Origin of the sequence: Stenotrophomonas sp. 2619, from assembly GCF_040548725.1 — a bacterium.
GTDB lineage: Bacteria > Pseudomonadota > Gammaproteobacteria > Xanthomonadales > Xanthomonadaceae > Stenotrophomonas > Stenotrophomonas maltophilia_AP.
Window position 1 is genome coordinate 214,110 of the sequence record NZ_JBEPSF010000004.1, and the last position, 25,105, is coordinate 239,214.

Below are 25,105 nucleotides of genomic sequence, written 5' to 3' on the forward strand. Positions count from 1 at the left end.
GTGGTTTCGGACGGCCTGCGCCGACCGCGCTCAGGCAGGCAGTGGCACCGCGCTGACGGTGCGGTCGCGGCCGTCGGCCTTGGCCTGGTAGAGCGCCCGGTCGGCGGCGGCCAGCAAGGCCGCCAGGTCGTGCGCGCCGGTGCCCACGGCCAGCCCGATGCTGGTGGTGACCGCCACCGGCGTGTTGCCCACGTGTGCGGGGTGGGCCTGCAGGTGCGCACGAATGCTGTCCGCCTGTTGCCGGGCCCGGGCATGGTCGGTGCCCGGCAGCAGCACCACGAACTCTTCGCCGCCGTAGCGGCCCAGCAGTGACTGCTGGCTGGCCAGGCAACCGGACAGGACCGCGGCGAAGTGGTGCAGCACCTGGTCGCCTGCGATATGCCCCCAGCGGTCGTTGACCTGTTTGAAGTGGTCCACGTCCAGCAGCAGCAGGGCCAGCGGCTGCTGTTGCCGCTGGCACTGCAGCAGGCACGCCTGGCCATCGGCCAGCACCGCGCCGCGGTTGAGCAGGCCGGTCAGCCCGTCGGTGCGTGCCGCGTGGCGCAGGTCCACCAGCATCTTCTCCACCAGCAGCAGGACCAGCGCGAAGCAGCGGGCCAGCTCCAGGAAGATGCCCGCGAGGTAGGTCGCGAACATCGGCGCGCCGGCGCGGAAGATGTCCTGCCCCGCATCGGGCGCCACCGGCAGCCACAGCCGCACCAGGTACACCACCGCTTCGGCCGCGAAGATGGCCGCGGCCAGCCAACAGCTGGTGCGCTGCAGGGGCGGCGCGTGGCGCACGAGCATCCAGGCCATCCAGCTGTTGACCAGCACCGAGAACAGGCTGGCCACGTTGAGCCGGACGGCCAGGTTCGGGAAGGGCACCACGAACACGACGATGCCAGCCACGTATGCCACGGCCAGCAGGGTCGGCTGCCAGGCCGGCAGCGGGCGCTGCAGGTGGCGCGCCACGCCGTACAGCATCAGCACCGCCGACAGCGCCAGTACGGCATTGCCGAAGATCACCAATGGCACGACGGGCAGCTGGGCGCGCAGCGCCACCGAGGTCAGGCTGAGTGCCAGCAGCCACAGGCTGGCCGTCCACAGGCGCAGCGCCGGTTGCCCGCGCAGGACCAGCAACAGCAATGAGAAGCCCACTGCGATGCCCAGGCACAGCAGGTAGCCGAGCACGGCAACGGTGGGGAAATCCAGGGACATGCGGCCTCGCGCATCGGGAGCGCGCGCATCTTAGCGCGCGCCGCCGCTGCGCATGGCCCTCGCTGCTTCGCCACCGCGCCCCAGAATTCTGGGATGCGCTGCTCAGGCCCGGGTGGACGCCCATCCCAACGCGCATCAACTGCAACCTGTCCGATTAAGGATTCCCTGACAACGCCAGATACTCGGCCGGGCACGCCCCCTCGCCGCCGTCGCTGGCCACCCGGGTATGCCATCCATCCTTGCCCTGCGGAGGCATCATGACCCCTCGATATTCCCTTTCCCTGATCGCCCTGGCATTGGCCGTGGGCAGCGGCGCGGCCAGCGCGCCCGCGCACGCCCACGGCACCATGACCACGCCGGTCAGCCGCGTGTACGCCTGTTTCCTCGGCAATCCGGAAAATCCGACCCACCCGGCCTGCGCGGCCGCCAAGGCCATCGGTGGCGCGCAGGCGTTCTACGACTGGGCGGGCATCAACCAGGCCCACGCCAACGGCGACCACCAGGCCGTGGTGCCGGACGGCAAGCTATGCAGTGGCAACAACGCCACCTTCCGTGGCCTGGATGTGGACCGCAGCGACTGGCAGCGCACCCCGATCCAGGCCGATGCCAATGGCCGCTTCACGTTCGTGTTCAAGGCCTCGGCACCGCATGTGACGCGTGACTGGCAGTTCTTCGTCACCCGCGAAGGCTGGCAGCCGGGTACGCCGATGGGCTGGGGCGACCTGGAACAGTTCTGCGCGCTGGGCAACACGCCGCTCTCGCCCGATGGCACCTACAAGCTGGAGTGCCAGCTGCCCCGGCGCACCGGCCCGCATGTGATCTACAACACCTGGCAGCGGGCCGATTCGGCAGAGGCGTTCTACACCTGCATGGATGTGCGCTTCGAAGGCGACGGCGGCACGCCCCCACCCGGCTGGCAGGACGCCGGTCCGCTCACCGCGCGCGGTGAACTGCCGGTGGGCAGCGTGCTGTCGCTGCGGGTGTTCACCCACGCCGGGCAGGATGTGGAGACGGTGCAGGCTACGCTCGCCAGCGGCCAGACTGCCCCGGCGCAATGGCCACTGCAGCTGGCCCTGCAGGTCAATGCCCACGCCACCCATGCGCGGTTGGGGGTGATGCGCGATGGGGTGGTCACGCCGATCGCCTCGGCCACCGACAACCGCGTGTACCTCTCGGCCGGCCACCGGTTCCAGCTGGACGTGCAGACCCCGGAGGTGCCGCCGGAAGGCGACTACGATTTCGACTATCCCGCCGGTATCGGCAGCTACATTCCGGGCCAGACCGTGGTGAAGGGCAGCGATGGCCAGTTGTACGCGTGCCGGCCGTTCCCTGAAGGCGCCTGGTGCAACGTCAATGCCGAGCCCTATCGTCCCGGGACCGGTTCGGCCTGGCGCGACGCCTGGATTCCGTACTGAGCCCGGCACCGGGGGGTGCCGCTGGCGCCTCCCGGTCAGCGCAGCGGGCTTACTTGCTGCTGACGTACTTCTCGCGCCGCACCTGCGGGGTCGGCAGACCGGCGTCCTTCAACGCCTCGAAGGTGGCATCGACCATGTCCGGGTTGCCGCACAGGTAGGCGATGTCGGTGGCCGGGTTCGGGGCGAACTCGGCCAAGTGCTGCTGCACGTAGCCGTGGCGCACGTCCGGATGCGGGGTGTCGGGCAGCTGGCGCGACAGGCACGGTACGTAGCGGAAGCCCGGGTGGGCGGCCGCGAAGGCATAGAAGTCGTCGCTGTAGAGCAGCTCGGCGGGGGTGCGGGCACCCTGCAGCAGCACCACCTCGACCCCGCGCTCGGCCATGGCCGTGGCCAGCAGCGGCAGCATGGAGCGGTACGGGGTGACCCCGGTGCCGGTGGCGATCAGCAGGTAGCGGGCGTTGTGGTCGCCCGGCTGCAGGCAGAACCGGCCGAACGGGCCACTGGCGGTGACGTGGCCGCCGATGTCCAGGCCCTCGAACAGGGCCGTGGCGGCGCCGCCGGGGACGAAACTGACCGCGATATCGACCGCTTCACCCGCGCCCAGGGCGTGGTTGTGAATGGTGGCCAGCGAGTAACTGCGCTTGGTGGCGGTGCCGTCGGCGTACTCGAAATGGACCTGGATGAACTGGCCGGGCTGGAAATCCAGCGGCTGGCCGTCATCTCGCAGGAACTGGTAGTGGCCGACGGTCGGGGCCAGCATGCGCCGGTCGACCAGTTTGAGGGGGAATTGAACAGGCACGGCTTTTCGGGACAGTGTGTAGCCGGGGCAAGCCCTCGGGGTCTTCTATAATAGCCGCTCCCCGCCCCTATCCAGCGCCAGCCCATGGGCGCGAAGGCAAGAGCTTGGCTTCCCAGAACACTTCCGCGACCGGTACGGCCCCCGCCCTGCGGGTCCGTGACCTCCGTAAAACGTACGACAACGGCACCCAGGCCCTGAAGGGCGTCTCGCTGGACGTGGCCCCGGGCGACTTCTTCGCCCTGCTCGGCCCCAACGGCGCCGGCAAGTCGACCTTGATCGGCATCATCAGCTCGCTGGTGAACCTCAGCGAGGGCCAGGTCGAGGTCTTCGGCAGCGACCTGGTCCGCAACCGCAGCGCCACGATGCGCCTGATCGGCCTGGTACCGCAGGAGATCAACTTCAACCTGTTCGAAAAGCCCTTCGACATCCTGGTCAACTACGCCGGTTTCTATGGCGTGGCCCGTGCCGAGGCCGAGAAGATGGCCGAAGAGGAGCTCAAGCGCGCCCACCTGTGGGACAAGGCCCAGGTGATGAGCCGCACCCTGTCCGGCGGCATGAAGCGCCGGCTGATGATTGCCCGGGCCATGATGACCCGGCCGCGCCTGCTGATCCTGGACGAGCCCACCGCCGGGGTGGACATCGAGATCCGCCGCGACATGTGGCGGGTGCTGAAGGAGATCAATGCCGCTGGCACCACGATCATCCTGACCACCCATTACCTGGAAGAGGCCGAGCACCTGTGCCGCAACCTGGCCATCATCAACCACGGCCAGATCGTCACCCAGGGTCCGATGCGCGAGCTGCTGGCCAAGCTGGACGTGGAGGGCTTCCTGTTCGACATCGACGGCAGCCTGCCGGCCGAGCTGCCGGTGATCGAAGGCGCCACGCTGATCGCCATCGACGGGCACACGCTGGACGTGGACATGCCGCGTGCGATGGACCTCAACCGGGTGTTTGAAGCCTTGAACGCGGCCGGTATCCGGGTGCGTTCGATGCGGACCAAGAGCAACCGCCTGGAGGAGCTGTTCGTGCGCCTCACCGGCAACCAGGAGAATGCGGCATGAGCACCACCCCTACCCCGGTCCTGACCGACGGCCAGCGCAACCGGATCGCGTTGATGACGATCGTGCGCCGCGAAGTGGCGCGCATCCTGCGCATCTGGGGCCAGACCCTGGTGCCGCCGGCGATCACCATGACGCTGTACTTCCTGATCTTCGGCGGCCTGATCGGTTCGCGCGTGGGCGAGATGGGTGGCTACAGCTACATGCAGTTCATCGTGCCGGGCCTGGTGATGATGAGCGTGATCCAGAACAGTTACGGCAACATCAGTTCGTCGTTCTTCGGGGCCAAGTTCGGCCGCCACGTGGAAGAGCTGCTGGTGAGCCCGATGCCGAACTGGGTGATCCTGTGGGGCTATGTGTCCGGTGCGGTGCTGCGTGGCCTGATGGTCGGCGTGATCGTGCTCATCATCGCCATGTTCTTCACCCCGGTGCGCATTCCGCACCCGCTGGTGACGCTGACCACGGTGCTGCTGGGCGCGACGATCTTCTCGCTGGCCGGCTTCATCAACGCGGTGTACGCGAAGAAGTTCGATGACGTGGCGATCGTGCCGACCTTCATCCTGACCCCGCTGACTTACCTGGGCGGCGTGTTCTACTCGGTGAAGCTGCTGCCGACGTGGGCGGAGGCGGCGACGCACGCGAATCCGATTTTCTACATGGTCAATGCGTTCCGCTATGGGCTGCTGGGGACGAGCGATGTGCCGCTGTGGGTGGCGTATGCGCTGATGATCGGGTTTGTGGTCGCATTGACCGCGCTGGCGCTGTGGCTGTTGAAGCGGGGCGTGGGGATGCGGAGCTGAGTGGTGTTTTGCCGGGCCTGCGGCCCGGCGGCCCGCTTTACTGCCACTGCCAGAGCTGGAGCAACTGCAACAGCAACTGCGGCTCTGGGTTGAAATGGGGGCAGGCGGGGTGTGTGAGTCCGCGGGGGACGCCGCGAGTACGTCCCTGTAGGCTCGGTCGCGCCATCCATGGCGCTCACGCCCCCGCAAACTCACACACCCCGCCTTCGATAGTTTCCCGGTGACGGCTGTGGGATTACGGTAGTGCCGGCCGCTGGCCGGCAACCGCGCGGCAACGATTACTGTGGAGCCGGGCATTTGCCCGGCTCTTTTCGTTTGCGGTTGGATGGACTTTGAAATTGTGGGAGAGAAATTCGGGGGTGACGGGTGGTCCTCTTCGCTGCGCGCGAGACTCTTCGTCTTTTGAAAGAAATGGATAGGGTTGTACTGCGTGTTTGTCGCCGTGCTCGGAATCCATCGGTCCTGCTCACGCTCCCCCCTCCACCAGCCGCCACATAGCGCCCTGCGGGTGTTGAAAAACTCCGGCACAATCGTGGGGTGAATCCCCCAACTGCAGTGAGCGTGCGATGCGTATCCTGATCCTCGGCGCCGGTGGTACCGGTGGTTATTTTGGTGGCCGGCTGGCCCAGGCCGGTGTGGATGTGACCTTCCTGGTGCGCCCGGCGCGCGCGGCGCAGCTGGCGGCCGAGGGGCTGGTGATCCGGAGTCCGGTTGGCGATGCGACGTTCCCGGTACAGCACGTCATCGCCGAGGCGCTGCCCGCGCTGGCGGCGGCCGAGCCGTTCGATCTGGTGATTCTGAGCTGCAAGGCGTACGACCTGGACAGTTCGATCGAGGCGATTGCCCCGGCAATGGGACCGCGTACGACGCTGTTGCCGATCCTCAATGGGCTGCACCACTACGCGGCACTGGATGCGCGTTTCGGGCGCGATGCGGTGCTGGGCGGGCTGTGTTTCATCAGCGCGACCAAGGCCGCCGATGGTGCGGTGCTGCACCTGGCGCCGGCGGCCAAGCTGACCTTCGGCGAGCGCGATGGCACCGGCAGCAGCGCGCGGGTGTTGGCGCTGGCGGCCGCGTGCGTGCAGGCGAACGTGGACTATGTGGCCAGCGATGCGATCGGGCAGGAGCAGTGGATCAAATACACGTTCCTGACCACGCTGGCGGCCTCCACCTGCCTGTTGCGCGCCGATGTGGGCACGATCGTGGCCACCGACGACGGGGCGGCGATCGTGCGTGGGCTGTATGACGAATGCCTGGCGGTGGCCGATGCGGCGGGCGAGCCGATTCCGGCCAAGGCGCGCGAGCTCGCGCTGACGGCTACCACCCAGGCCGACTCGGGCTTGAAGGCGTCCATGCTGCGCGACCTGGAAGCGGGCCAGCAGGTGGAGGCCGAGCAGATCGTGGGCGACATGCTGGCGCGCGCACGCGCCGCCGGGCAGACGGCACCGCTGCTGGCGGTGGCCTACAGCCACCTGCAGGCCTACCAGCGCCAGCGCGGCGCCTGAGCATGGACACCGCTGCGCCGGCGCACGTGCTGGTGCTGGGCATGGGCTACAGCGGGCGGCACCTGGCCGCCCTGCTCCAGGCCCAGGGCATCGCGTGCAGCGGCACCGTGCGCGACCCGGGCACGGCCCCCGATGACGCGCTGACGCGGTATCAGCTGGCCGAGGGCGTGCCGGTCGATGACGGGCTGCGTGCGGCACTCCGGCGCGCGGAGGCGATTGTGTGCAGCGTGCCCCCGGAGGATACGGGCGACCCGGCACTGCGCCTGCTCGCCGAGGCACTGCACGACAGCCCGGCGCTGCGCTGGGTGGGCTACCTGTCCTCAACGGCGGTCTATGCCGACCGTGACGGAGGCTGGGTCGACGAACGGTCCAGCGCCGATGCGGACGGCGACACCGCGCTGCGACGGCTACGCGCCGAGCAGCAGTGGCGCGCGTTCGCGCAGGCACGTGGTCTCGCCTCGGCGGTGTTCCGCCTGCCCGCCCTGTACGGTCGCGGGCGCAACGCGCTGGTGCAGCTGGCGCAGGGCAAGGCCCGGCACGTGATCCGGCCCGGACTGGTATTCAATCGACTGCATGTGGAGGACCTGTCCGCTGCGGTGCTGGCGGCGATGCGGCGTCCGCAGGGCCACGCGCTGTATCTGCCGGCCGACGACGCGCCCGCCCCGCCGCAGGACGTACTGGCGCATGCCGCGCTGCTGAGTGGCCTGCCGCTGCCCGCCGCACAGGCCTGGGATGATCCAGCCGTCCCCGCCTCGCTGCGCCGTTTCTACGCCAGCAACAAACGCATCGACAGCCGCGGCACGCGCGCGGCCCTGGAGTGGCAGCCCCGCTTTGCGACCTATCGCGACGGTCTGGCCGACGCCTGGGCCAACGGCGACGGCCGGTAGCCCACGACCGTTGGTCGTGGGGATGTATCAGGCCACCTCGGGCAACCGGAAGAACGCACGCGTGGCCGCCGTCGCGTTGGCGGCGGTGGTGTCCACGTCTTCGCCCCGATCGCGCGCCAACTCCTCGACGATATGCGACAGGAACATCGGCTCGTTGCGGCGCTCCTTGGGCATCGGCTTGAGCGAGCGCGGCAGCAGGTACGGCGCGTCGGTTTCGATCATCAGGCGGTTGGCCGGGATGTGTTTCACCAGCTCGCGCAGGTGCCCGCCGCGGCGTTCGTCGCACAACCAGCCGGTGATGCCGATGTACCAGTCCTGGTCCAGGTAGTCGAACAGTTCCTGGCGCTCGCCGGTGAAGCAGTGCACCACCGCCGCGCCCAGTCGGCCGTCGAAGTTCTTCATCTGCGCCATGAAATCGGCGTGCGCATCGCGCTGGTGCAGGAACAGCGGCTTGCGCGCCCCATCGGCAGCCACCACGTCGGCCGCCAGCTGCAGCTGGCGCTCGAAAGCGCGGTGCTGGGCCGGGCGCGGGGCGAAGTCACGGAAGTAATCCAGCCCGCACTCGCCCACCGCCACCACCTCGGCGTGCGCATGCAGCGCGCGCATCTCGGCATCGCATTCGTCGGTGTACTCCACCGCGTGGTGCGGGTGCACCCCGGCGGTGGCATACAGGACGCCCGGATGCTGGCGTGCCAGCTCCAGCGCCATGGGCGAATGCTCGCGGCTGGCGCCGGTGATGATCATCTGTGCCACCCCCGCCTCGTGGGCACGCGCCAGCACGGCGTCGCGGTCGCGGTCGAAGGAGTCGTGGGTGAGGTTGGCGCCGATATCGATCAGTTGCATGGGGAGCTACAAGGCAGGTAACCCGGCCATTGTAGCCCGCGGCCCGGCAGGTACCCGTGGCCTGGGCTACTGCACCGGCGGGTGGCCGGGCGCCTGCACCTGCCACACGCCCGCCAGCAACTGCAGGCGGAGCGTGCGATGTTCACTGCCCTGGGTAAGGGTGACCTCAAGCACCTGTGGGTCATCGCTGGCCGTGGACAGCGCGATCACCCCCGGCTGCAGGGGCATCACCACCCGGCCCTGCTCGGTATACAGGGCCGAGCGGGCATCTTGAGTTACCACGAACAGCGACTGCCCTGCCTCGCTGTCGTCCACCTGGTGGATCCGTTCAAACTGCACTGGAATCGGACAGTGGCCGCTGGCGAAGTTGCACAGGCCCTGCCTGCCGTCTTCTGACACCAGATACATGACGCTGCCGTAGGCGATCCTGCTGGCGGTGTCGAACCGGGGCGGGAACAAGGTGTTGCCTGCAGCGTCCAGCACTCCAAGCCGTTCATCACGTTCTACCTGGAAGATAAGCTGGTTGCGCCGCCCACGCGCGGTGTCGGCCAGGTCCAGTGTGATGCCGTCCCACCGCGCAGGGAGGATGACAACGCCCTGCGCGTCCATCACACCCACGCGGCGCGCGTCCCAGCGCTCGCCTTCAACGAACCGCTTCCAGCCGCGGTGCGCACTTTCCAACGGCTCGATCAGCAGGAATAGCGACGGCAGCACCTGCCGGCCCTGCGCGTCGATCAGGCCCTGACCCGTACGGGTGCTTACCACGGCAGTGTCGCCCTGGGGCGCGATGGCGTCGTAGCGGCCAGCCGGCACCCATGCCTTGCCCGTGGAATCGAACATGCCCTGCGCACCCACGATACGCATGCCCTCCTCCCACACCCGCCAATCGCTGGCGGGCGGGATGCCGGCAATGGCCGCGCCCTGCCGATCCAGCACCTGCCACGCGCTATCGGGCTCGTGCTTGACCATCAGCATTCCCGCGCCCACAAGGATCTCGGCCTGCGCCTGCGGCACCACCCAGCGGCGCGTGGCCGGGTCGAACGCGCCGCTGCGGCCATCCCGTTCGATCACCCACGGCGTCTGGGTCACCCACACGCCGGTGATACGCGCATTCTCCATCGGCACCACGGTGCGCCCCTCCATATCGACCAGACCGCAGCGCTCGTTGGCGTCGTGGCACACCTCGAACAACTGTGAGTCGGGCAGATGCTCCACGCGGGCGTATTCGGGCGCCAGCAGGATATGTCCGTCCGCACGCAGCACCCCCCACTGCGACTGGCGCAGCAGCAGGGCGTAGCGCGCATTGGGGAAGAAACCCTCCAGCCCACCCACGACCACGTGGCCTTGGGCATCCAGCACCTGCAGTGTTTCGCCGTTCTTTTCCAGCGTGAAACCGGCCGACCACGGCGCGGGCGCGGCGGTGCGGGCAGGTGCATCCGCGTGGGCACCGGCAATGGCGACGAACAGCGCCAGTGCGGCGACGATGGCGTGGGTGAACGGTGACATGTGGCATCCCTGCAAACAGTCCGCGCATGAGAGCACAGCTGCCCACGCACGCCAAACATCCCTGCCAGCGAGCCCGTATCCTTGCGCCATGACTGCCCCGATTTTTCCAATCTCCCCGCTGCTGCCGCAGATCCTCGACCACCTGGCCGGGCACGCACGCCTGGTGCTGGAAGCGCCGCCGGGCGCCGGCAAGACCACCCAGGTGCCATTGGCCCTGCTCGACGCGCCGTGGCTGCAAGGCCGCAGGATCATCATGCTGGAACCGCGCCGGGTGGCCGCGCGCAGCGCTGCGCAGTTCATGGCGCGGCAGCTGGGCGAAGCGGTGGGCGACACCGTCGGCTACCGCATCCGTTTCGAGAACAAGGTGTCGGCCCGCACCCGCGTCGAAGTGGTCACCGAAGGCATCCTGACCCGGATGCTGCAGGACGACCCGATGCTCGACGGCGTGGGCGCGCTGCTGTTCGATGAGTTCCACGAACGCCACCTGGCCGCCGATCTCGGCCTTGCACTGGCGCTGGACGTGCAGGCGCAGCTGCGCGAGGACCTGCGCATCGTGGTGATGTCGGCCACGCTGGATGGCGAGCGGCTGGCGCAGTTTCTCGACGCGCCCCGGCTGAGCAGCGAGGGCCGCAGCTTTCCGGTGGCGATCAGCCATTTCCCCGCCCGTCGCGAAGAATCGCTGGAAGCCCAGGCGCGGCGCGCGGTGGAACAGGCGCTGGCCGAGCATCCCGGCGATGTACTGGTGTTCCTGCCGGGCCAGCGCGAGATTGCGCGCACCCAGGCCGCGCTGGAGCAGGCGGTGCCGGCCACGGTCCAAGTGCTGCCGCTGCACGGCGAGCTGCCGGTGGAGCAGCAATCGCGCGTGCTGCAACCCGACCCGCAGGGCCAGCGCCGCGTGGTGCTGGCCACCAACGTGGCCGAATCCTCGGTCACGTTGCCGGGGGTGCGCGTGGTGATCGATGCCGGGTTGGCGCGCGAGCCGCGTTACGACCCCAACAGCGGCTTCGCACGGCTGGACGTGGTGAGCATCGCGCAGGCGTCGGCCGACCAGCGCGCCGGGCGTGCCGGGCGTGTGGCCGATGGCTGGGCGTGGCGGCTGTGGCCGCAGTCGCAGCGGCTGGAGGCCCAGCGCCGGCCGGAGATGGCGCAGGTGGAATTGACGTCGCTGGCATTGGAACTGGCCGCGTGGGGCAGCGATGACCTGCGCTTCGTCGACCCGCCACCGGTGGGCGCACTGGCCGCCGCGCGCGAGCTGCTGCAGCGGCTGGGTGCGATGAGCGACAGCGGCGGGCTGACCGCGCTGGGCCGGCGCATGCTCACCCTGGGCACCCACCCGCGGCTGGCGGCGATGCTGCTGGCCGCCCACGGCGGCAGCGAGCAGGCGCTGGCGTGCGACCTGGCCGCGCTGGTGGAAGCACGCGACCCGCTGCGCCACGGCGGCGACGCACTGGCCGCGCGGTGGCGCGCCTTGGCCGCGTTCCGCCAGGGGCGCGCGCCGCACGATGCCAACCGCGGTGGGCTGGCCACCATCGATGCCGCCAGCACGCAGTGGCGACGACGCCTGCGCTGTGACGCCGCACCGCCCACGTCGGTGGAGGCACACCAGCTTGGCGACCTGCTGGCCCACGCCTTCCCCGACCGCATCGCCGCGCGCCACCCCACCGATCCGCTGCGCTACCTGCTGGCCAACGGGCGCAGTGCGCGCCTGTTCGATCCCAGTGATCTGCGTGGGGAACCGTGGCTGGTGGCGGTGGAACTGCGCTATGAGGCGCGTGATGCGTTGCTGCTGCGCGCCGCGCCGGTCGATGAAAACCGGCTGCGCCGCGATTTCCCCACCCGCTTCACCCAGCAGGACGTGGTGCGCTGGGACGGCGACAAGCGTGCGCTGGTAGCGCGCCGCGAAACCCGTTTCGACCGCATCGTGCTGGACAGCCGCTCGGCCGGGCGCGTGGATCCGGCGCATGCCGCGCGGGCGCTGACCGAGGCCGTGGCCGAGCTGGGCATCGACGCGCTGCCGTGGACCGACGGCCTGCGCCAATGGCAGGCACGGGCGCTGGCGCTGCGTGCATGGATGCCCGAGCTGGACCTGCCGGACGTGTCCGATGCAGCGCTGATGGCGACGCTGCCACAGTGGCTGACGCCCGCGTTCACCGGCAAGACGCGGCTGGATGCGCTGGACGAAGCCAGCCTGGGCGAGGCCCTGAAGTCGCCGCTGCCGTGGGCGCAGCGGCAGCTGATCGATCGGCACGCGCCGGTGCGCATGGCGGTGCCGTCGGGCATGGAGCGGCCGATTCACTACGCGGTGGACGCCGATGGCGTGTCCCCGCAGGGGCCGGTGCTGGCGGTGAAGCTGCAGGAACTGTTCGGGCTGGCCGACACCCCGCGCATCGCCGATGGCCGCGTGCCGCTCACCCTGCACCTGCTCTCGCCCGGCGGCCGCCCCCTGCAGGTCACCCAGGACCTGCGCAACTTCTGGGCCAACACCTACGCCGAGGTCAAGAAGGAGATGAAGGGCCGCTATCCCAGGCACCCGTGGCCGGACGACCCGTGGACGGCGACCGCCACGCACCGGGCCAAGCCGCGCGGGACGTAACGCGGCTGTCGCATTCATGGCTGCCGGCTGACCGCGTCATCGCGCCGCACTGCAACGGCGCGGGCAAGCCGCTACAGTCGTGATCCGGCCGTGGCAGGTGGCTAACACGCCCTACACGGCCCGCGCGCCACACTGGATCAGAACCGAGGCAAAGGAACCCCCATGAGCAGACTGACTGTGATTACCGACCGCGCCCTTGAGCGCGCCCTGGACCTGGCAAGCAGCGCGGGTGACGGCCTGAAGCATGCCGGTGGCAGCCTGCGTCACCTTGGCCCGCAGGCCACGGACTGGATCAAGACCGGTGCCGCGCTGGGCGCGGTGAAGACCGGCAGCAAGGTGGCCGCAAAGGTGGTCCGCCGCAATCCGGCCGTGACCATCGCCGCCGCTGCGGTGGGCGTGGGCCTGCTGGGCTACGCGCTGTACCGCAAGCAGCAGAAGAAGAAGCTGGCCAATGGTGGCGTGGTGGACGGCCAGGCGCAGCGCATCAGCGCCCGCAACCGCCGCACCAGCACCGTGGTCGATGAGCACAGCGATATCGGCAGCGACGCCTGATCTGCTGAGGCGTTACCGCAGGTGTATCGAAGCCGCCGGCCTTGTCCGGCGGTTTTTTTTTGGTGGTTCTGCCGCCTGCGTGGCGAGCATGCGTACCAACCAACCCTTGGTACCTACCGCGATACGTGTCGTCCGACATTGCGTGCAGCCACCCATGGGGTGGCTCTACCCGGGGTGGGATGCGTGCGGGCGATCGGGGTCGGTATCTCGGGCAGCCAGTCTTGCGCGGTGTTATCCGATCTGGCGCCACTGGCCCGGTTGCAGGTCGCCCAGCGCGTGCGGGCCCATGGAGGCGCGCACCAGGCGCAGCGTGGGCAGTCCCACGGCCGCGGTCATCCGCCGTACCTGGCGGTTGCGGCCTTCGCGCAGGGTGACGGCCAGCCAGCTGTCGGGCACGGTCTTGCGGAAGCGCACCGGTGGGTCACGCGCCCATAGCGCGGGTGCGGGGTCGAGGCGTTCGATCTTGGCCGGCAGGGTCGGGCCGTCGTTGAGCTGCACGCCATCACGCAGGGCCTGCAGCTGCGCGTCGCTGGGCGTGCCTTCCACCTGCACCCAGTAGGTCTTGTCGGCCTTGTGGCGCGGGTCGGTGAGGGTGTGCGCCAGGCCACCGTCATCGGTGAGCAGCAGCAGGCCTTCGCTGTCGTAGTCCAGCCGCCCGGCCGCATACACCGCTGGCGGCAGCCCGAAGCCGGCCAGCGTCGCGCGCGGCGGCTGGCTGCGGTCGGTGAACTGGCACAGCACGTTGAAGGGTTTGTTGAAGGCGATCAGCATGGTGGAAACAACAGCGGGGGACGGGCGATTGTCCCATCCCCCGCTTGTCTGTGATGCATGGCGACCCGCAACGGGCGCTGTGGGTCAGGGCTTCACGAAGCGCAGGGTCATGCGGTCGCTTTCGCCGATGGCCTGGTATTTCGCATCGTCGGCCTTGTCGTGCTGGTTGGTCGGCGGCAGGGTCCACACCCCGTTCGGGTGGTCCTTGGTGTCGCGCGAGTTGGCGTTGATCTCGCTGCTGCCGGCCAGCCTGAAGCCGGCGGCTTCAGCCATCGCGATCACCTGCTTCTGGCCCACGTACCCGCTCTTGTCATCGGCCGGCACATCGGCCTTGGCGCGGTGTTCGACCACACCCAGCACGCCACCGGGCTTGAGCACCTTGTAGAAGCCCTGGAACATGCCCTCGGCCTGGTTGGCGCTGCGCCAGTTGTGCACGTTGCGGAATGTCAGCACCACGTCGGCCGAGTTGTCCGCACCGAACTGCGGCGCGGTCGGGTTGTAGGCCACCACCTGGGTCTTGCCGTACAGCGCGGCGTTGTCGGCGAATTTCTTCTGCAGGCTGTCGCGGCTGCGCTGCTGGTAGTCGCGGCCGCGGCCTTCGGGCACCGCCATCGGATCGACCACCGCGGCGACATAGCTGCCCTTGTCGCGCAGCAGCGGGCCCAGGATTTCCGAGTACCAGCCGCCGCCCGGGGTGATCTCGATGACGGTCTTGCCCGGTGCCACGCCGAAGAACGACAGCGTCTGTGCCGGATGCCGCCACGCATCGCGCTTGACGTTGGCCGGATCGCGCCAGTCGCCCTGCACCGCCGTCTGAACCGCCGGGGTGATCGCGATCTGTGCATTGGGGCCGGCCGGCTTGGTGGCCAGGGCCGGGGCGGAGAGCAGCAGCGTGGACAAGGTGAACAGGCAGGCAGTGGTCAGCGAGCGGGTTTTCATCGGCGTCTTCCGGTGGCGGGATGCGGCGAGACTAGCAGCCGCGATGCGCAAGGTGTTCACAAAACGTTAGTGCGATGCAGCACGGCGGAACACTGTTTTGTGGCAGCCGCCGCAGCGCTGTCATGGCCGCGGAACTATGCTGATGCATTGGATTTCCACAGGAGCACCTCTCCCATGACTGCATCGCGCGAACTCGGCCGCTCCGGCCTGACTGTGCAACCCATTGCCTTCGGCGGCAACGTCTTCGGCTGGAGCGCCGACGAGAAAACCTCGTTCGCGCTGCTGGATGCCTTCGTCGACGCCGGCTTCAACCTGGTGGATACCGCCGATGCGTATTCGGCCTGGGTGCCGGGCAACAGCGGCGGCGAATCGGAAACCATCCTGGGCCGCTGGTTCAAGCACAGCGGCAAGCGCGACAAGGTGGTGCTGGCCACCAAGGTCGCCAAGTGGGCCGAGCGCCCGGGCCTGTCGGCCGACAACATCGCGGCAGCGGTGGAAGATTCACTGCGCCGCCTGCAGACCGACGTGATCGATCTGTACCAGGCCCACGAAGACGACGAATCCACGCCGCTGGAAACCACCCTGGCCGCGTTCGGCCGCCTGATCGAACAGGGCAAGGTGCGCGCCATCGGCGCGTCCAACTACAGCGCCAGCCGCCTGCGCGATGCCCTTGCGGTGTCGGCGGACTACGCGCTGCCGCGGTACGAAACGTTGCAGCCGGAGTACAACCTGTACGACCGCGCCGGTTACGAGGCGGAACTGGAACCGCTGGTACGCGACCAGGGCATCGGCGTGATCAGCTACTACTCGCTGGCCAGCGGCTTCCTGAGCGGCAAGTACCGCAGCGCCGCCGATGCGGACAAGAGCAGCGCGCGCGGCAAGAGCGTGGTGGACAAGTACCTCAACCCGCGCGGCCTGCGCATCCTGACCGCGCTGGACGACATCGCCAGCGCGCACGGTGCCAGTGCGTCGCAGGTCGCTCTGGCCTGGCTGATCGCGCGGCCCGGCATTACCGCGCCGATCGTCAGCGCCACTAGTGTTGCGCAGCTGAAGGATGTGCTGGCGGCCGCGCAGGTGGCGCTGTCGGCCGAGGATGTGGCGCAGCTGGATGCGGCCAGCGCCGAGCAGGGCTGAGCCCGCTGGCCCACGTGTCGAACACGCAGCCGCCGCGAGGCGGCTGCGTCGTTTCCGTCATTCCCGCATGCATGGGTGGGATGCAACACCCGACGTCGCATTCGGCCGACATAATGTACGGATTCCATATTCCGCTTGCAGCTTGAAACAAACCCGGGTAATGTTCGCGCCCATCGCCGCAGCCTGCGGCACCCTTTCCACCCAACCGAGCCCGTCATGCCCCTTCGTTTCTCCGCCATCGCCAACCGACTGCACCGCGCGACCACCGCGCTGCGTCCGTGCGACGTTGCGGGCAAGGCCGACGCGCTGACCATCGACTGATCTTCCCGCACGGAGATCGGTCACCGATCTCCGAGGCACGCCAACGCCCTCGGATGCTGCATCCGGGGGCGTTTTCGTTTGCGTTGGCGTCGCCCACCTTTCGATCACATGACGTGATCTTCCATCGTCCACACCCGGGCAAGGAGTGCCTGACCACACGGACGTGTTGCCAAGAGGCGCGAAAGCGCTGTGCCCAGGTGTGGGGCACGGGCAGCGGGAGATGATGTCTTTTTTATTATCCGTGCCGGTTTACCCGGCACTGCCTGGCCCGTGTCCAGCGATTATCTGGCGCCGCCACTCAATGGAATGAATGACCATGAACATAGCATCCACGTTCGAATTTCTGCACGCCGAAGGCACCACCCCCATCAAGGGGTGGGTACGCGGCGTGCCCGTGGACGAACTGGCCCAGGCGCAGTTGCGCAACATCGCCGCGGTGCCGTTCGTCGGCCCTTGGGTGGCGGTGATGCCGGACGTGCACGTAGGCAAAGGGGCCACCGTGGGCTCGGTGATTCCCACCCGCGGCGCGATCATTCCGGCCGCGGTCGGTGTCGACATCGGCTGCGGCATGGCGGCGGTACGCACCACGCTGCGCGCCGAGGACCTGCCCGACAACCTGGCCCGGCTGCGCAGCGACATCGAGCGCAGCGTGCCGGTCGGCAATGGCCGCGGCGGCGAACACCGGCAGCTGCCGGACAGCATCCACAGCCGGATCGTGCGTTCCGGGCTGGTCGAGCGGCTGGATGCCATCAAGCAGCGGCACCGGCGCGTGCGCACCGACAAGCTGGCCTGCCAGATCGGCACGCTCGGCGGCGGCAACCACTTCATCGAGATCTGCCTGGATGAAACCGGGGCGGTGTGGGTGATGCTGCACAGCGGCTCGCGCGGTACCGGCAACCTGATCGGCACCTACTTCATCGAGCAGGCGCGCGAGCAGTTGGCCCGGCGCGTGCTCGGCTTCCACCTGCCGGACAAGGACCTGGCCTTCTTCATGCAGGGCGAGCCGTTGTTCGATGACTATGTGCAGGCCGTGTCATGGGCGCAGGACTACGCCCGCGAGAACCGCGAGGCGATGATGGCGCGGGTGCTGGCCGAGATGCGCGTGCGGCTGCCGAAGTTCCAGTTGGAGAAGCTGGCGGTGAACTGCCACCACAACTATGTGCAGACCGAGACCCACGGAGGCGAGGAACTGCTGGTGACCCGCAAGGGTGCGGTCAGCGCGCGCGCCGGCGAACTGGGGATCATCCCGGGCAGCATGGGCACGCGCAGCTATATCGTGCGTGGCAAGGGCAATGCCGAAAGCTTCCACAGCTGCAGCCATGGAGCCGGACGCGTGATGAGCCGCAGCGCCGCGCGCCAGCAGATCACCCTGGCCCAGCACCGCGAGGCGACCGCGCACGTGGAATGCCGCAAGGATGCGGCGGTGATCGATGAATCACCCGCGGCATACAAGTCGATCGACGCGGTCATGGCGGCGCAGCGCGATCTGGTGGAGGTGGTGCACACGCTGCGCCAGGTGGTCTGCATCAAGGGCTGAGGCGGAGCGCGGCGGCCATCGACGGGTCGCCGCGCGTCTGTCAGGCCGCGCTGTCTTCGGCCACCAGCGCGTGGTGCAGGCTCACGCCCGCGCGCACACCTTCGGCGCTGGCCAGGCTGATGTTGCCCACCAGCGTCGCGTCGCCGGCCGCGTAGATGCCGGGCACGCTGGTCTGCTTGCCCGCATCGACCTGCACAAGCACGCCCACCGGGCTGTCCTCCAGCGCGCAGCCGAGCTGTTGGACCAGCGGCGTAGCCATCTGCTGACGCGCGGTGACAAACAACGCGCGCAGTTCCACCCGGCGGCCATCGGCGAGCAGCGCAGCGCTCAACGCGGGCGCCTCGCCCTCCAGGCCAACCACCGCCTCGTGCTCGATGCTCACGCCGCGACGCTGCAGGGCGGCCAGTTCCTCCGCTGTCAGCGCCATGCCGTGCGCGAACAGGGTGATCTGGCCCCAATCGGCAAGCAGGGCGGCCATGGTGACGGACTTCTCGTGCCCGCCGAGCAAGCCGATCGCGCCCCCACCGATCTCATAGCCATGGCAATACGGGCAGTGCACCACGCTGTGGCCCCAGCGCTCGGCCAGGCCAGGCAGGTCGGGCAGCTCGTCGCGGATGCCGGTGGCCAGCAGCAGTTTGCGCGTGGCCCAGGTCTCGTTGCCCGCGGTAGCCACCACGAAGCCATCGACTGTGGCATGGGCCGTGGTGACGGTGTCGCTGATCCAGCGCACGGTGGGGTAGTCCAGCAACTGCGCCTTGGCGTTGCGTAGCAGCTCGGCGCCGGCGATGCCGTCCTGCCCAAGCACGCCGTGCGAATGCGCGGCAAAGCGGTTGCGCGGCAGGCCACTGTCGATCACCAGCACGTCGCGGCGCGCACGCGCCAGGATCAGGGCGGCGGACAGGCCGGCGAAACTGCCGCCGACCACAATCGCATCAAAGGTCATGGGGAACTGCTGCTGCATGGTGGGCCAGGTGACGGGCGAAGGCCTCGCCGAGGGTGGCCAGGGTGGTGCCGCGCAGGCGCTGCTCAAGCAGGGCCTGGGCCTGGCGGTAGCTGTCATCGAGCGCGTCGTTGACCACCTGCTGCACCGGGCAGCCGCGCCCGGTTTCGCGGGCGCCGGTATGCAGCAGTGCCGGCGCGCCGATCGCCACGTAGACGTCATGCAGGGTGATCTGCGCCGGTGCCCGGGCCAGCTGGCTGCCGCCGCCATGGCCGCGCACGCTGGTCACCAGCCCGCCCTTCTGCAGCGCTGCAAGCAGGCGGCGGATCACCACGGGGTGGGTGGGCAGGCAGGTGGCCAGCTGTTCGGAGGTGCGCGGGCCGTCCTGTCCGACCAGGTGGGCCATCACGTGCAGGGCGTCGGAGAACTGGTTGCTCGATTTCATGTAACAACCATAGTTACAAATAGAAGCCGTGTCCAGCGGGGACTTCCATACGGTTTCAACCTCCTGTCACACGCTCTTCATGTTGTTAATTGAGACATAAATGTGATCGGCATCTCACTTAAGAAGCAGTCGGCGTCAACCGATACCGCATCGCCCTCCCTCACTTTCGATTCCCATGAACAAGACGTCCGGCGCCCCCCTACGCGCCTTGAGCCTGCAGTTCAAACTGCTGGGCGCGCTGTCGCTCGGTTTGGCCATCGTGGTGCTGTGCGCCCTGGCCGGCCTCGGTTCGGCCTGGCTGAACCTGTCCACGGAAGTGCCACCGGAGGTGGCCCGCAATACCCAGGCCGAGGCATTGCAGCGCGAGTTCCGGCTGCAGGTGCAGGAGTGGAAGAACGTCCTGATCCGCGGCAGCGATGCAGCACTGCGTGAGCGCCACCTGGCCGCCTTCGACCGCCAGGGCGGCAAGACCCGCACGCTGGGCAAGGACCTGGCGGCCAGTGCGGATGCGGGCACCGCACGCTTGGCCGCGCAGTTCCTGGCCCAGCACGCGGCGCTTGAAAAGGACTACCACGGCGCGCTCGACGCGTTTGCCGCCAGCGGCTACAGCCCGCTGGACGGCGATGCCCTGGTGCGCGGCAAGGACCGCGCGCTGGGCACCACGCTGGACGCGCTGGGCAGCCAGACCGCCGAGGTTGCCGAGCAGGCCGTGCAGGCGCGTTCCGAACAGGCGCGGCGCACGCTGCTGGCGTGCGCGGCGCTGACCGCCGTGGCCGCGGTGGTGTTGATGGGCCTGTTGGCGGTATGGCTGCGGCGCGCAGTCATCGCGCCGGTGGTGGCGGTGGAAGCGGCCGCACGCGCGGTGGCGCGTGGCGAGCTTGACCACAACGTGCAGGTCAACAGCCGCGACGAAATCGGTCGCCTCGGCCAGGCGATGGCGGCGGTGACGCGCACGCTCAAGGACGTGCTGGCTGCGCAGGCCACCATGGCCCAACGCCACGAGGCCGGCCAGATCAGCTACCGCATGGACGACAGCGCGTTCCCCGGCGGCTACGGCCAGATGGTTCGCGACAGCAACGCACTGGTGGCAGCGCACATCCAGGTCAAGATGCGCGCCATCGAGATCATGGGCCGCTACGCGGTCGGCGACCTGTCGCAGGACATGGAACGCCTGCCCGGCGAGAAGGCGGTGATCACCCAGGCGCTGGATACGGCCAAGGCCAACCTGGGTGCCATCAATGCGGAGATCAAGCGATTGGCGGCCGCCGCCGCCGTCGGCGATTTCAGCCAGCGTGGCGACGAGGCCCGCTACGAGCACGATTTCCGCGACATGGTGGGGGGGCTGAACCAGCTGATGCAGACCACCGAGCGCGACCTGGACCAGGTGTCCACGGTGTTGCAGGCGATCGCACGCGGCGACCTGAGCGCGCGCATGCACGGGCAGTTCCATGGCGTGTTCGCGCGCATCCGCGACGACGTGGCCCTCACCAGCGGCCAGCTCACCGGCATCGTGGGCGACATCAAGCGTGCCGCGCAGTCGATCCAGACCGCCGCCGGCGAAATCGCCGCGGGCAACAGCGATCTGTCCCAGCGCACCGAACAGCAGGCCGCCAACCTGGAAGAAACCGCCGCCTCGATGGAGGAACTCACTTCCACCGTGCGCCAGAACGCCGAGCACGCCCGCCAGGCCAACCAACTGGCGATCGGCGCGCACGCGGTGGCTTCGCAGGGCGGTGCGGTGGTGGGCGAGGTGGTGCAGACCATGGGCGCGATTGAAACCTCGTCGAAGAAGATCGCCGAGATCATTTCGGTGATCGACGGCATCGCGTTCCAGACCAACATCCTGGCGCTCAACGCGGCCGTGGAGGCCGCGCGTGCCGGCGAACAGGGCCGCGGCTTTGCGGTGGTGGCCAGCGAAGTGCGCACGCTGGCGCAGCGCTCGGCCGGCGCGGCCAAGGAAATCAAGACGCTGATCGATGCCTCGGTCGGCGATGTCGCTACCGGCGCGCGGCTGGTCCAGCAGGCCGGGCAGACCATGGGCGAGATCGTCACCGGCGTGCAGCGGGTGACCGACATCATGGCCGAGATCGCTGCGGCATCGCAGGAGCAGTCGGCCGGTATCGAACAGGTCAACCAGACCGTGGTGCACATGGACGAAGCCACCCAGCAGAATGCCGCCCTGGTGGAAGAGGCGTCGGCGGCGGCACGCAGCATGGAAGAGCAGGCGGTGGCGTTGAACGACGCGGTGGACGTGTTCGTGCTGGATGCGGGGCGCGCGCGCCCGACCGCAGCGTTGCGCGCCGCGTGAGGCCTGGAGGGTGCCGGCCAGCGGCCGGCGCCCTCGCCTTGCCGCTGTGCGGTTGCCGGCCAGCGGCCGGCACTACCGGATGTAGGGGTCGCCCACCATCGCGGCGGCCAGGTGGTCCAGGAACGAGCTGATCCGCGCCGACACTGCGGTGTTGCGGTAGTACACCGCGTGGATCGGCTGGCGCACCTCCACGGTGAGGTCCGGCAGCAGCTGCACCAGACGGCCCTCCTGGCGATCGCGGTGGGTCATGAAGTCGGACAGGCAAACGATGCCCACCCCTTCCAGGGCCAGCGCGCGCAGCGTTTCGCCGCTGGATACCGCCATCGCCGGGCGCACATGCAGCAGCGCGTCGGTGTCGCCGGGCAGCGGCCAGTGGTTGAGCGAGTCCGGCTCATTGAAGCCCAGCAGCGTGTGCGCGCGCAGGTCGGCCACGCTGGCCGGCGTGCCGTGCTCCTGCAGGTAGCCCGGGCTGGCCAGCACGCGCAGGCGGCTATGGGCCAGCGGCCGCGCATGCAGCGTGGAATCGGCCAGCGGCCCGATCCGGATCGCCACGTCGGTGCGCCGTTCCAGCAGGTCGATGTAGCGTTCGCTGCTGTTGAGTTCCAGCACCACGTCCGGATACCGGGCGCGGTAGCCCGCCACCAGCGGCGCGATCGCGTGCAGCACGAACGGCATCGCCGCATCCACGCGCAACCGCCCCGCCGGTCGGGAGCGGCGTGCGGCGAGCTGTTCTTCGGCCGCCTCCACCGACGCCACGATCGCGCGCGCATGGGCCAGGAAGGCGTCGCCTTCTTCGGTGAGCTGCAGGCGCCGGGTGGTGCGGGTGAGCAGCGTGGTGCCCAGCTTCTCCTCCAGCCGGCCCAGCGCGCGGCTCACCCCGGAGGTGGTCTGGCCCAGGGTTTCGGCGGCGGCGGTGATCGAGCCGCTGTCGATCACGGCAATGAAGGCCTGCATTTCGTCGAGGGTGGTTTTCATGGCGGACACGCGGCGGGCAGAGGCCCATTATTGACCATCAGGCAAGAGTGATTCGCGTGAAGACCGCTTTTTCGGCAAGAGTGCGGCGCGCAGACTGCGCAGCCTCACCTCCCACCGGTAACCGTCATGTCCCGTGGTATCCCCTTGGCCCTGCTGGCGCTCACCCTCGGTGCGTACGCCATCGGCACGACCGAATTCGTCATCGTCGGCTTGATCCCGACCATCGCCGCCGACCTGGGCGTGTCCCTGCCCTCGGCCGGCCTGCTGGTTTCGCTGTACGCCCTGGGCGTGGCGGTTGGTGCCCCGGTGCTCACCGCGCTCACCGGCCGGGTGCCGCGCAAGACCCTGCTGGTGGCACTGATGGTGCTGTTCACGCTGGGCAACGTGATTGCTTGGATGGCGCCCGGCTACGGCTCGCTGATCGTGGCCCGGGTGCTCACCGGCCTGGCGCACGGCGTGTTCTTCTCGATCGGCTCGATCATCGCCACCTCGGTGGTGCCCAAGGAAAAGGCCGCCAGCGCGATCGCGATCATGTTCACCGGGCTCACCGTGGCGCTGGTCACCGGCGTGCCGCTGGGCACCTTCATCGGCCAGCACCTGGGCTGGCGCGCCACCTTCCTGGCGGTGGCCGCGCTCGGCGTGATCGCGCTGATCGGCAGCCTGCTGTTCGTGCCGCGCAACCTGCAGCGCAGCGAGCCGGCCACGTTCGGCCAGCAGCTGTCTGTGCTGGCCCAGCCGCGCCTGCTGCTGGTGTATGCGATCACTGCGCTCGGCTACGGCGGTACCTTCCTGTCGTTCACCTACCTGGCTTCGATCCTGCAGGACGTCACCGGTTTTTCGGCCAATGCGGTCAGCGGCGTGCTGCTGGTGTACGGCGTGTCGGTGGCGATCGGCAACCTGTGGGGCGGCCGCCTGGCCGATCGCCGCGGTCCGATCCCGGCGCTGAAGCTGATCTTCGCCCTGCTCGCGGCCGTGCTGTTCGTGCTCACCTTCACCGCCTACAACACCTGGCTGGTGCTGCTGACCGTGCTGGCCCTGGGTGCGGTGGCGTTCGGCAACGTGCCGGGGCTGCAGGTGTACGTGGTCAAGCAGGCGCAGCGCTTCGCCCCGCAGGCCACCGACGTGGCGTCGGGCCTGAACATCGCCGCGTTCAACGTAGGCATCGCGCTCGGCGCCTCGCTGGGCGGGCTGGTGGTGGACCACTTCGGCCTGATGCACACCCCGTGGCTGGGTGCGCTGGTGGTGATGGGCGCCTTCGGCCTGACCGCGTTGAGCGGCCGCCTGGATCGCCGCGATGGCGTGGCCGACCGCGCCGAAGGTATCGCCGTGAGCGCGCACTGAGCGATCCCGGCAGCGGACCAACGGTTCGCTTTACCCGACGACGGTCGCCCTACGATTTTTTTCACGCAACGGCAGCCGACCAACGGTCGGCTCTACGTCGCTTTACGGTGCACGGCGTAGCCTGCACCTCATCCCCATGAAGGAGTTTCCATGAGCATTCCCGCATTCGGCCTCGGCACCTTCCGCCTGAAGGGCCAGACCGTCATCGACTCGGTCCGCAACGCATTGGACGTGGGCTACCGCGCCGTCGACACCGCACAGATCTACGACAACGAGGCCGAAGTGGGCCAGGCCATCGCCGAGTCCGGCGTGGCCCGTGACGCGCTGTTCCTGACCACCAAGGTGTGGATCGCCAACTTCGCCCACGACGCCCTGCTGGACAGCCTGCGCGAGAGCCTGCGCAAGCTGCGCACCGACCATGTCGAGCTGACCCTGATCCACTGGCCCTCGCCCAAGGATGCGGTGCCGATGGCCGAGTACCTGGGCGCATTGGCCGAAGCGAAGTCGCTGGGCCTGACCCGCCAGATCGGCATCTCCAACTTCACCATCGCCCAGACCCGCCAGGCCATCGAGATCCTGGGTGCCGATGCCATCGCCACCAACCAGATCGAAGTCCACCCCTACCTGCAGAACCGCGCGCTGATCGCCTTCCTGAAGGAACAGGGCATCCACGTCACCGCTTACATGAGCCTGGCCTATGGCGAAGTGCTCAAGGACCCGGTGATCCAGGCGATCGCCGAGCGTCACCAGGCCACCCCGGCCCAGGTCGCGCTGGCGTGGGCGCTGCAGCAGGGCTTCGCGGTGATCCCCTCCTCCACCAAGCGCGAAAACCTGGCCAGCAATCTGCTCGCCGCCGACCTGCGCCTGAGCGACGCGGACATGGCGCAGATCGCCACGCTGGACCGCGGCCAGCGGCTCGCCAACCCGGACGGCATTGCACCGGCCTGGGATTGACCAAGGCGGCACGGTCGGTTTTCGCGTTGGTCATCCGCGCCCGCTGACCTTCTTCCGGATGTCCCCGGCGGTAGGGTCGGATCCCTATCGACCGCCGACCACGTGCATCGGCGCGGCGAACGCATGACCCTGGCCGAAGCGCGTGCCTCGATGCGGGTCATGCCATTACCGAACGTGGCGCGTTTCACGGCAGTCGATCGGGATGCGACCCTACCGGGGTCGCTTTCCCGGTGTTGCTCATCCGCACCTTCTGACCGTCCTCCGGATGTAACCGGCGGTAGG

Annotated in this window: 21 protein-coding genes; 12 read left to right on the forward strand and 9 right to left on the reverse strand. The window is 68.8% G+C overall.

Features of this window, described 5'->3' with window-relative positions; translation table 11 throughout:
* Positions 1-30: 30 nt before the first annotated feature.
* A complete protein-coding gene (locus ABIA71_RS06350) occupies positions 31-1,197 on the reverse strand; it encodes a GGDEF domain-containing protein (RefSeq protein ID WP_354284029.1) in 1,167 nt (388 codons plus the stop codon).
* Between the two features lie 257 nt (positions 1,198-1,454).
* On the opposite strand from ABIA71_RS06350, the gene ABIA71_RS06355 reads away from it, so the two are divergent.
* Entirely contained in the window at positions 1,455-2,612 is a 1,158-nt protein-coding gene (locus tag ABIA71_RS06355; protein ID WP_354284031.1) for a lytic polysaccharide monooxygenase, read from the forward strand.
* Between the two features lie 49 nt (positions 2,613-2,661).
* On the opposite strand, the gene ABIA71_RS06360 is transcribed toward ABIA71_RS06355, so the two are convergent.
* A complete protein-coding gene (locus ABIA71_RS06360; RefSeq protein ID WP_354284033.1) occupies positions 2,662-3,411 on the reverse strand; it encodes a ferredoxin--NADP reductase in 750 nt (249 codons plus the stop codon).
* A gap of 104 nt (positions 3,412-3,515) precedes the next feature.
* Between ABIA71_RS06360 and ABIA71_RS06365 the strand changes: the two genes are divergently transcribed.
* The 4 genes from ABIA71_RS06365 (at position 3,516) to ABIA71_RS06380 (ending at position 7,664) form a co-directional block, all read left to right on the forward strand.
* Complete coding sequence (locus tag ABIA71_RS06365) at positions 3,516-4,475, forward strand: ABC transporter ATP-binding protein (protein ID WP_354284035.1); 960 nt, start codon at positions 3,516-3,518, stop codon at positions 4,473-4,475.
* A complete protein-coding gene (locus ABIA71_RS06370; protein WP_159498322.1) occupies positions 4,472-5,272 on the forward strand; it encodes an ABC transporter permease in 801 nt (266 codons plus the stop codon). The genes ABIA71_RS06365 and ABIA71_RS06370 overlap by 4 nt, the downstream gene beginning before the upstream one ends.
* 566 nt (positions 5,273-5,838) lie before the next feature.
* Positions 5,839-6,777 (forward strand): 2-dehydropantoate 2-reductase, encoded by a 939-nt coding sequence (gene panE, locus ABIA71_RS06375; RefSeq protein ID WP_354284037.1) that lies wholly within the window; start codon positions 5,839-5,841, stop codon positions 6,775-6,777.
* A gap of 2 nt (positions 6,778-6,779) precedes the next feature.
* Complete coding sequence (locus ABIA71_RS06380) at positions 6,780-7,664, forward strand: NAD-dependent epimerase/dehydratase family protein (RefSeq protein ID WP_354284039.1); 885 nt, start codon at positions 6,780-6,782, stop codon at positions 7,662-7,664.
* Positions 7,665-7,691: 27 nt separating this feature from the next.
* Here ABIA71_RS06380 and ABIA71_RS06385 read toward each other — a convergent pair whose 3' ends face one another.
* Both ABIA71_RS06385 and ABIA71_RS06390 read right to left on the reverse strand, forming a co-directional pair.
* Positions 7,692-8,507, reverse strand: a complete 816-nt coding sequence (locus ABIA71_RS06385) for a TatD family hydrolase (protein WP_354284041.1) — start codon at positions 8,505-8,507, stop codon at positions 7,692-7,694.
* A gap of 66 nt (positions 8,508-8,573) precedes the next feature.
* Positions 8,574-10,013: a WG repeat-containing protein gene (locus tag ABIA71_RS06390; RefSeq protein ID WP_354284043.1), complete on the reverse strand. Its 1,440-nt coding sequence runs from the start codon at positions 10,011-10,013 to the stop codon at positions 8,574-8,576.
* 88 nt (positions 10,014-10,101) lie between these two features.
* On the opposite strand from ABIA71_RS06390, the gene hrpB reads away from it, so the two are divergent.
* Complete coding sequence (gene hrpB / locus ABIA71_RS06395; RefSeq protein WP_354284045.1) at positions 10,102-12,606, forward strand: ATP-dependent helicase HrpB; 2,505 nt, start codon at positions 10,102-10,104, stop codon at positions 12,604-12,606.
* 162 nt (positions 12,607-12,768) lie between these two features.
* The gene (locus ABIA71_RS06400) at positions 12,769-13,158 is read left to right on the forward strand and encodes a hypothetical protein (protein ID WP_038685585.1); all 390 of its coding nucleotides are present in this window, start codon (positions 12,769-12,771) and stop codon (positions 13,156-13,158) included.
* Between the two features lie 231 nt (positions 13,159-13,389).
* Here ABIA71_RS06400 and ABIA71_RS06405 read toward each other — a convergent pair whose 3' ends face one another.
* Positions 13,390-13,929: a pseudouridine synthase gene (locus tag ABIA71_RS06405; protein ID WP_159498334.1), complete on the reverse strand. Its 540-nt coding sequence runs from the start codon at positions 13,927-13,929 to the stop codon at positions 13,390-13,392.
* Between the two features lie 84 nt (positions 13,930-14,013).
* Positions 14,014-14,868, reverse strand: a complete 855-nt coding sequence (locus tag ABIA71_RS06410; protein WP_354284048.1) for a class I SAM-dependent methyltransferase — start codon at positions 14,866-14,868, stop codon at positions 14,014-14,016.
* Between the two features lie 174 nt (positions 14,869-15,042).
* On the opposite strand from ABIA71_RS06410, the gene ABIA71_RS06415 reads away from it, so the two are divergent.
* Both ABIA71_RS06415 and ABIA71_RS06420 read left to right on the forward strand, forming a co-directional pair.
* Positions 15,043-16,002, forward strand: a complete 960-nt coding sequence (locus ABIA71_RS06415; RefSeq protein ID WP_128096089.1) for an aldo/keto reductase — start codon at positions 15,043-15,045, stop codon at positions 16,000-16,002.
* Positions 16,003-16,639: 637 nt separating this feature from the next.
* The gene (locus ABIA71_RS06420; RefSeq protein WP_354284050.1) at positions 16,640-17,860 is read left to right on the forward strand and encodes an RtcB family protein; all 1,221 of its coding nucleotides are present in this window, start codon (positions 16,640-16,642) and stop codon (positions 17,858-17,860) included.
* A 40-nt stretch (positions 17,861-17,900) separates the two neighbouring features.
* Here the strand turns inward: ABIA71_RS06420 and ABIA71_RS06425 are convergent, their stop codons facing one another.
* Together ABIA71_RS06425 and ABIA71_RS06430 are read right to left on the reverse strand one after the other, a co-directional pair.
* Complete coding sequence (locus ABIA71_RS06425) at positions 17,901-18,803, reverse strand: NAD(P)/FAD-dependent oxidoreductase (protein ID WP_354284052.1); 903 nt, start codon at positions 18,801-18,803, stop codon at positions 17,901-17,903.
* The gene (locus tag ABIA71_RS06430; RefSeq protein WP_354284054.1) at positions 18,793-19,245 is read right to left on the reverse strand and encodes an Rrf2 family transcriptional regulator; all 453 of its coding nucleotides are present in this window, start codon (positions 19,243-19,245) and stop codon (positions 18,793-18,795) included. Before ABIA71_RS06430 ends, ABIA71_RS06425 begins: the two co-directional genes overlap by 11 nt.
* A gap of 175 nt (positions 19,246-19,420) precedes the next feature.
* Here ABIA71_RS06430 and ABIA71_RS06435 point away from each other — a divergent pair, with 175 nt between their 5' ends.
* Positions 19,421-21,553, forward strand: a complete 2,133-nt coding sequence (locus ABIA71_RS06435) for a methyl-accepting chemotaxis protein (RefSeq protein ID WP_354284056.1) — start codon at positions 19,421-19,423, stop codon at positions 21,551-21,553.
* A gap of 72 nt (positions 21,554-21,625) precedes the next feature.
* On the opposite strand, the gene ABIA71_RS06440 is transcribed toward ABIA71_RS06435, so the two are convergent.
* Positions 21,626-22,528: a LysR substrate-binding domain-containing protein gene (locus ABIA71_RS06440; protein ID WP_354284058.1), complete on the reverse strand. Its 903-nt coding sequence runs from the start codon at positions 22,526-22,528 to the stop codon at positions 21,626-21,628.
* A 126-nt stretch (positions 22,529-22,654) separates the two neighbouring features.
* Here ABIA71_RS06440 and ABIA71_RS06445 point away from each other — a divergent pair, with 126 nt between their 5' ends.
* Positions 22,655-23,869 (forward strand): MFS transporter, encoded by a 1,215-nt coding sequence (locus ABIA71_RS06445; protein WP_128096095.1) that lies wholly within the window; start codon positions 22,655-22,657, stop codon positions 23,867-23,869.
* A 150-nt stretch (positions 23,870-24,019) separates the two neighbouring features.
* Positions 24,020-24,823: a 2,5-didehydrogluconate reductase DkgB gene (dkgB, locus tag ABIA71_RS06450; protein WP_354284060.1), complete on the forward strand. Its 804-nt coding sequence runs from the start codon at positions 24,020-24,022 to the stop codon at positions 24,821-24,823.
* Positions 24,824-25,105: the final 282 nt, after the last annotated feature.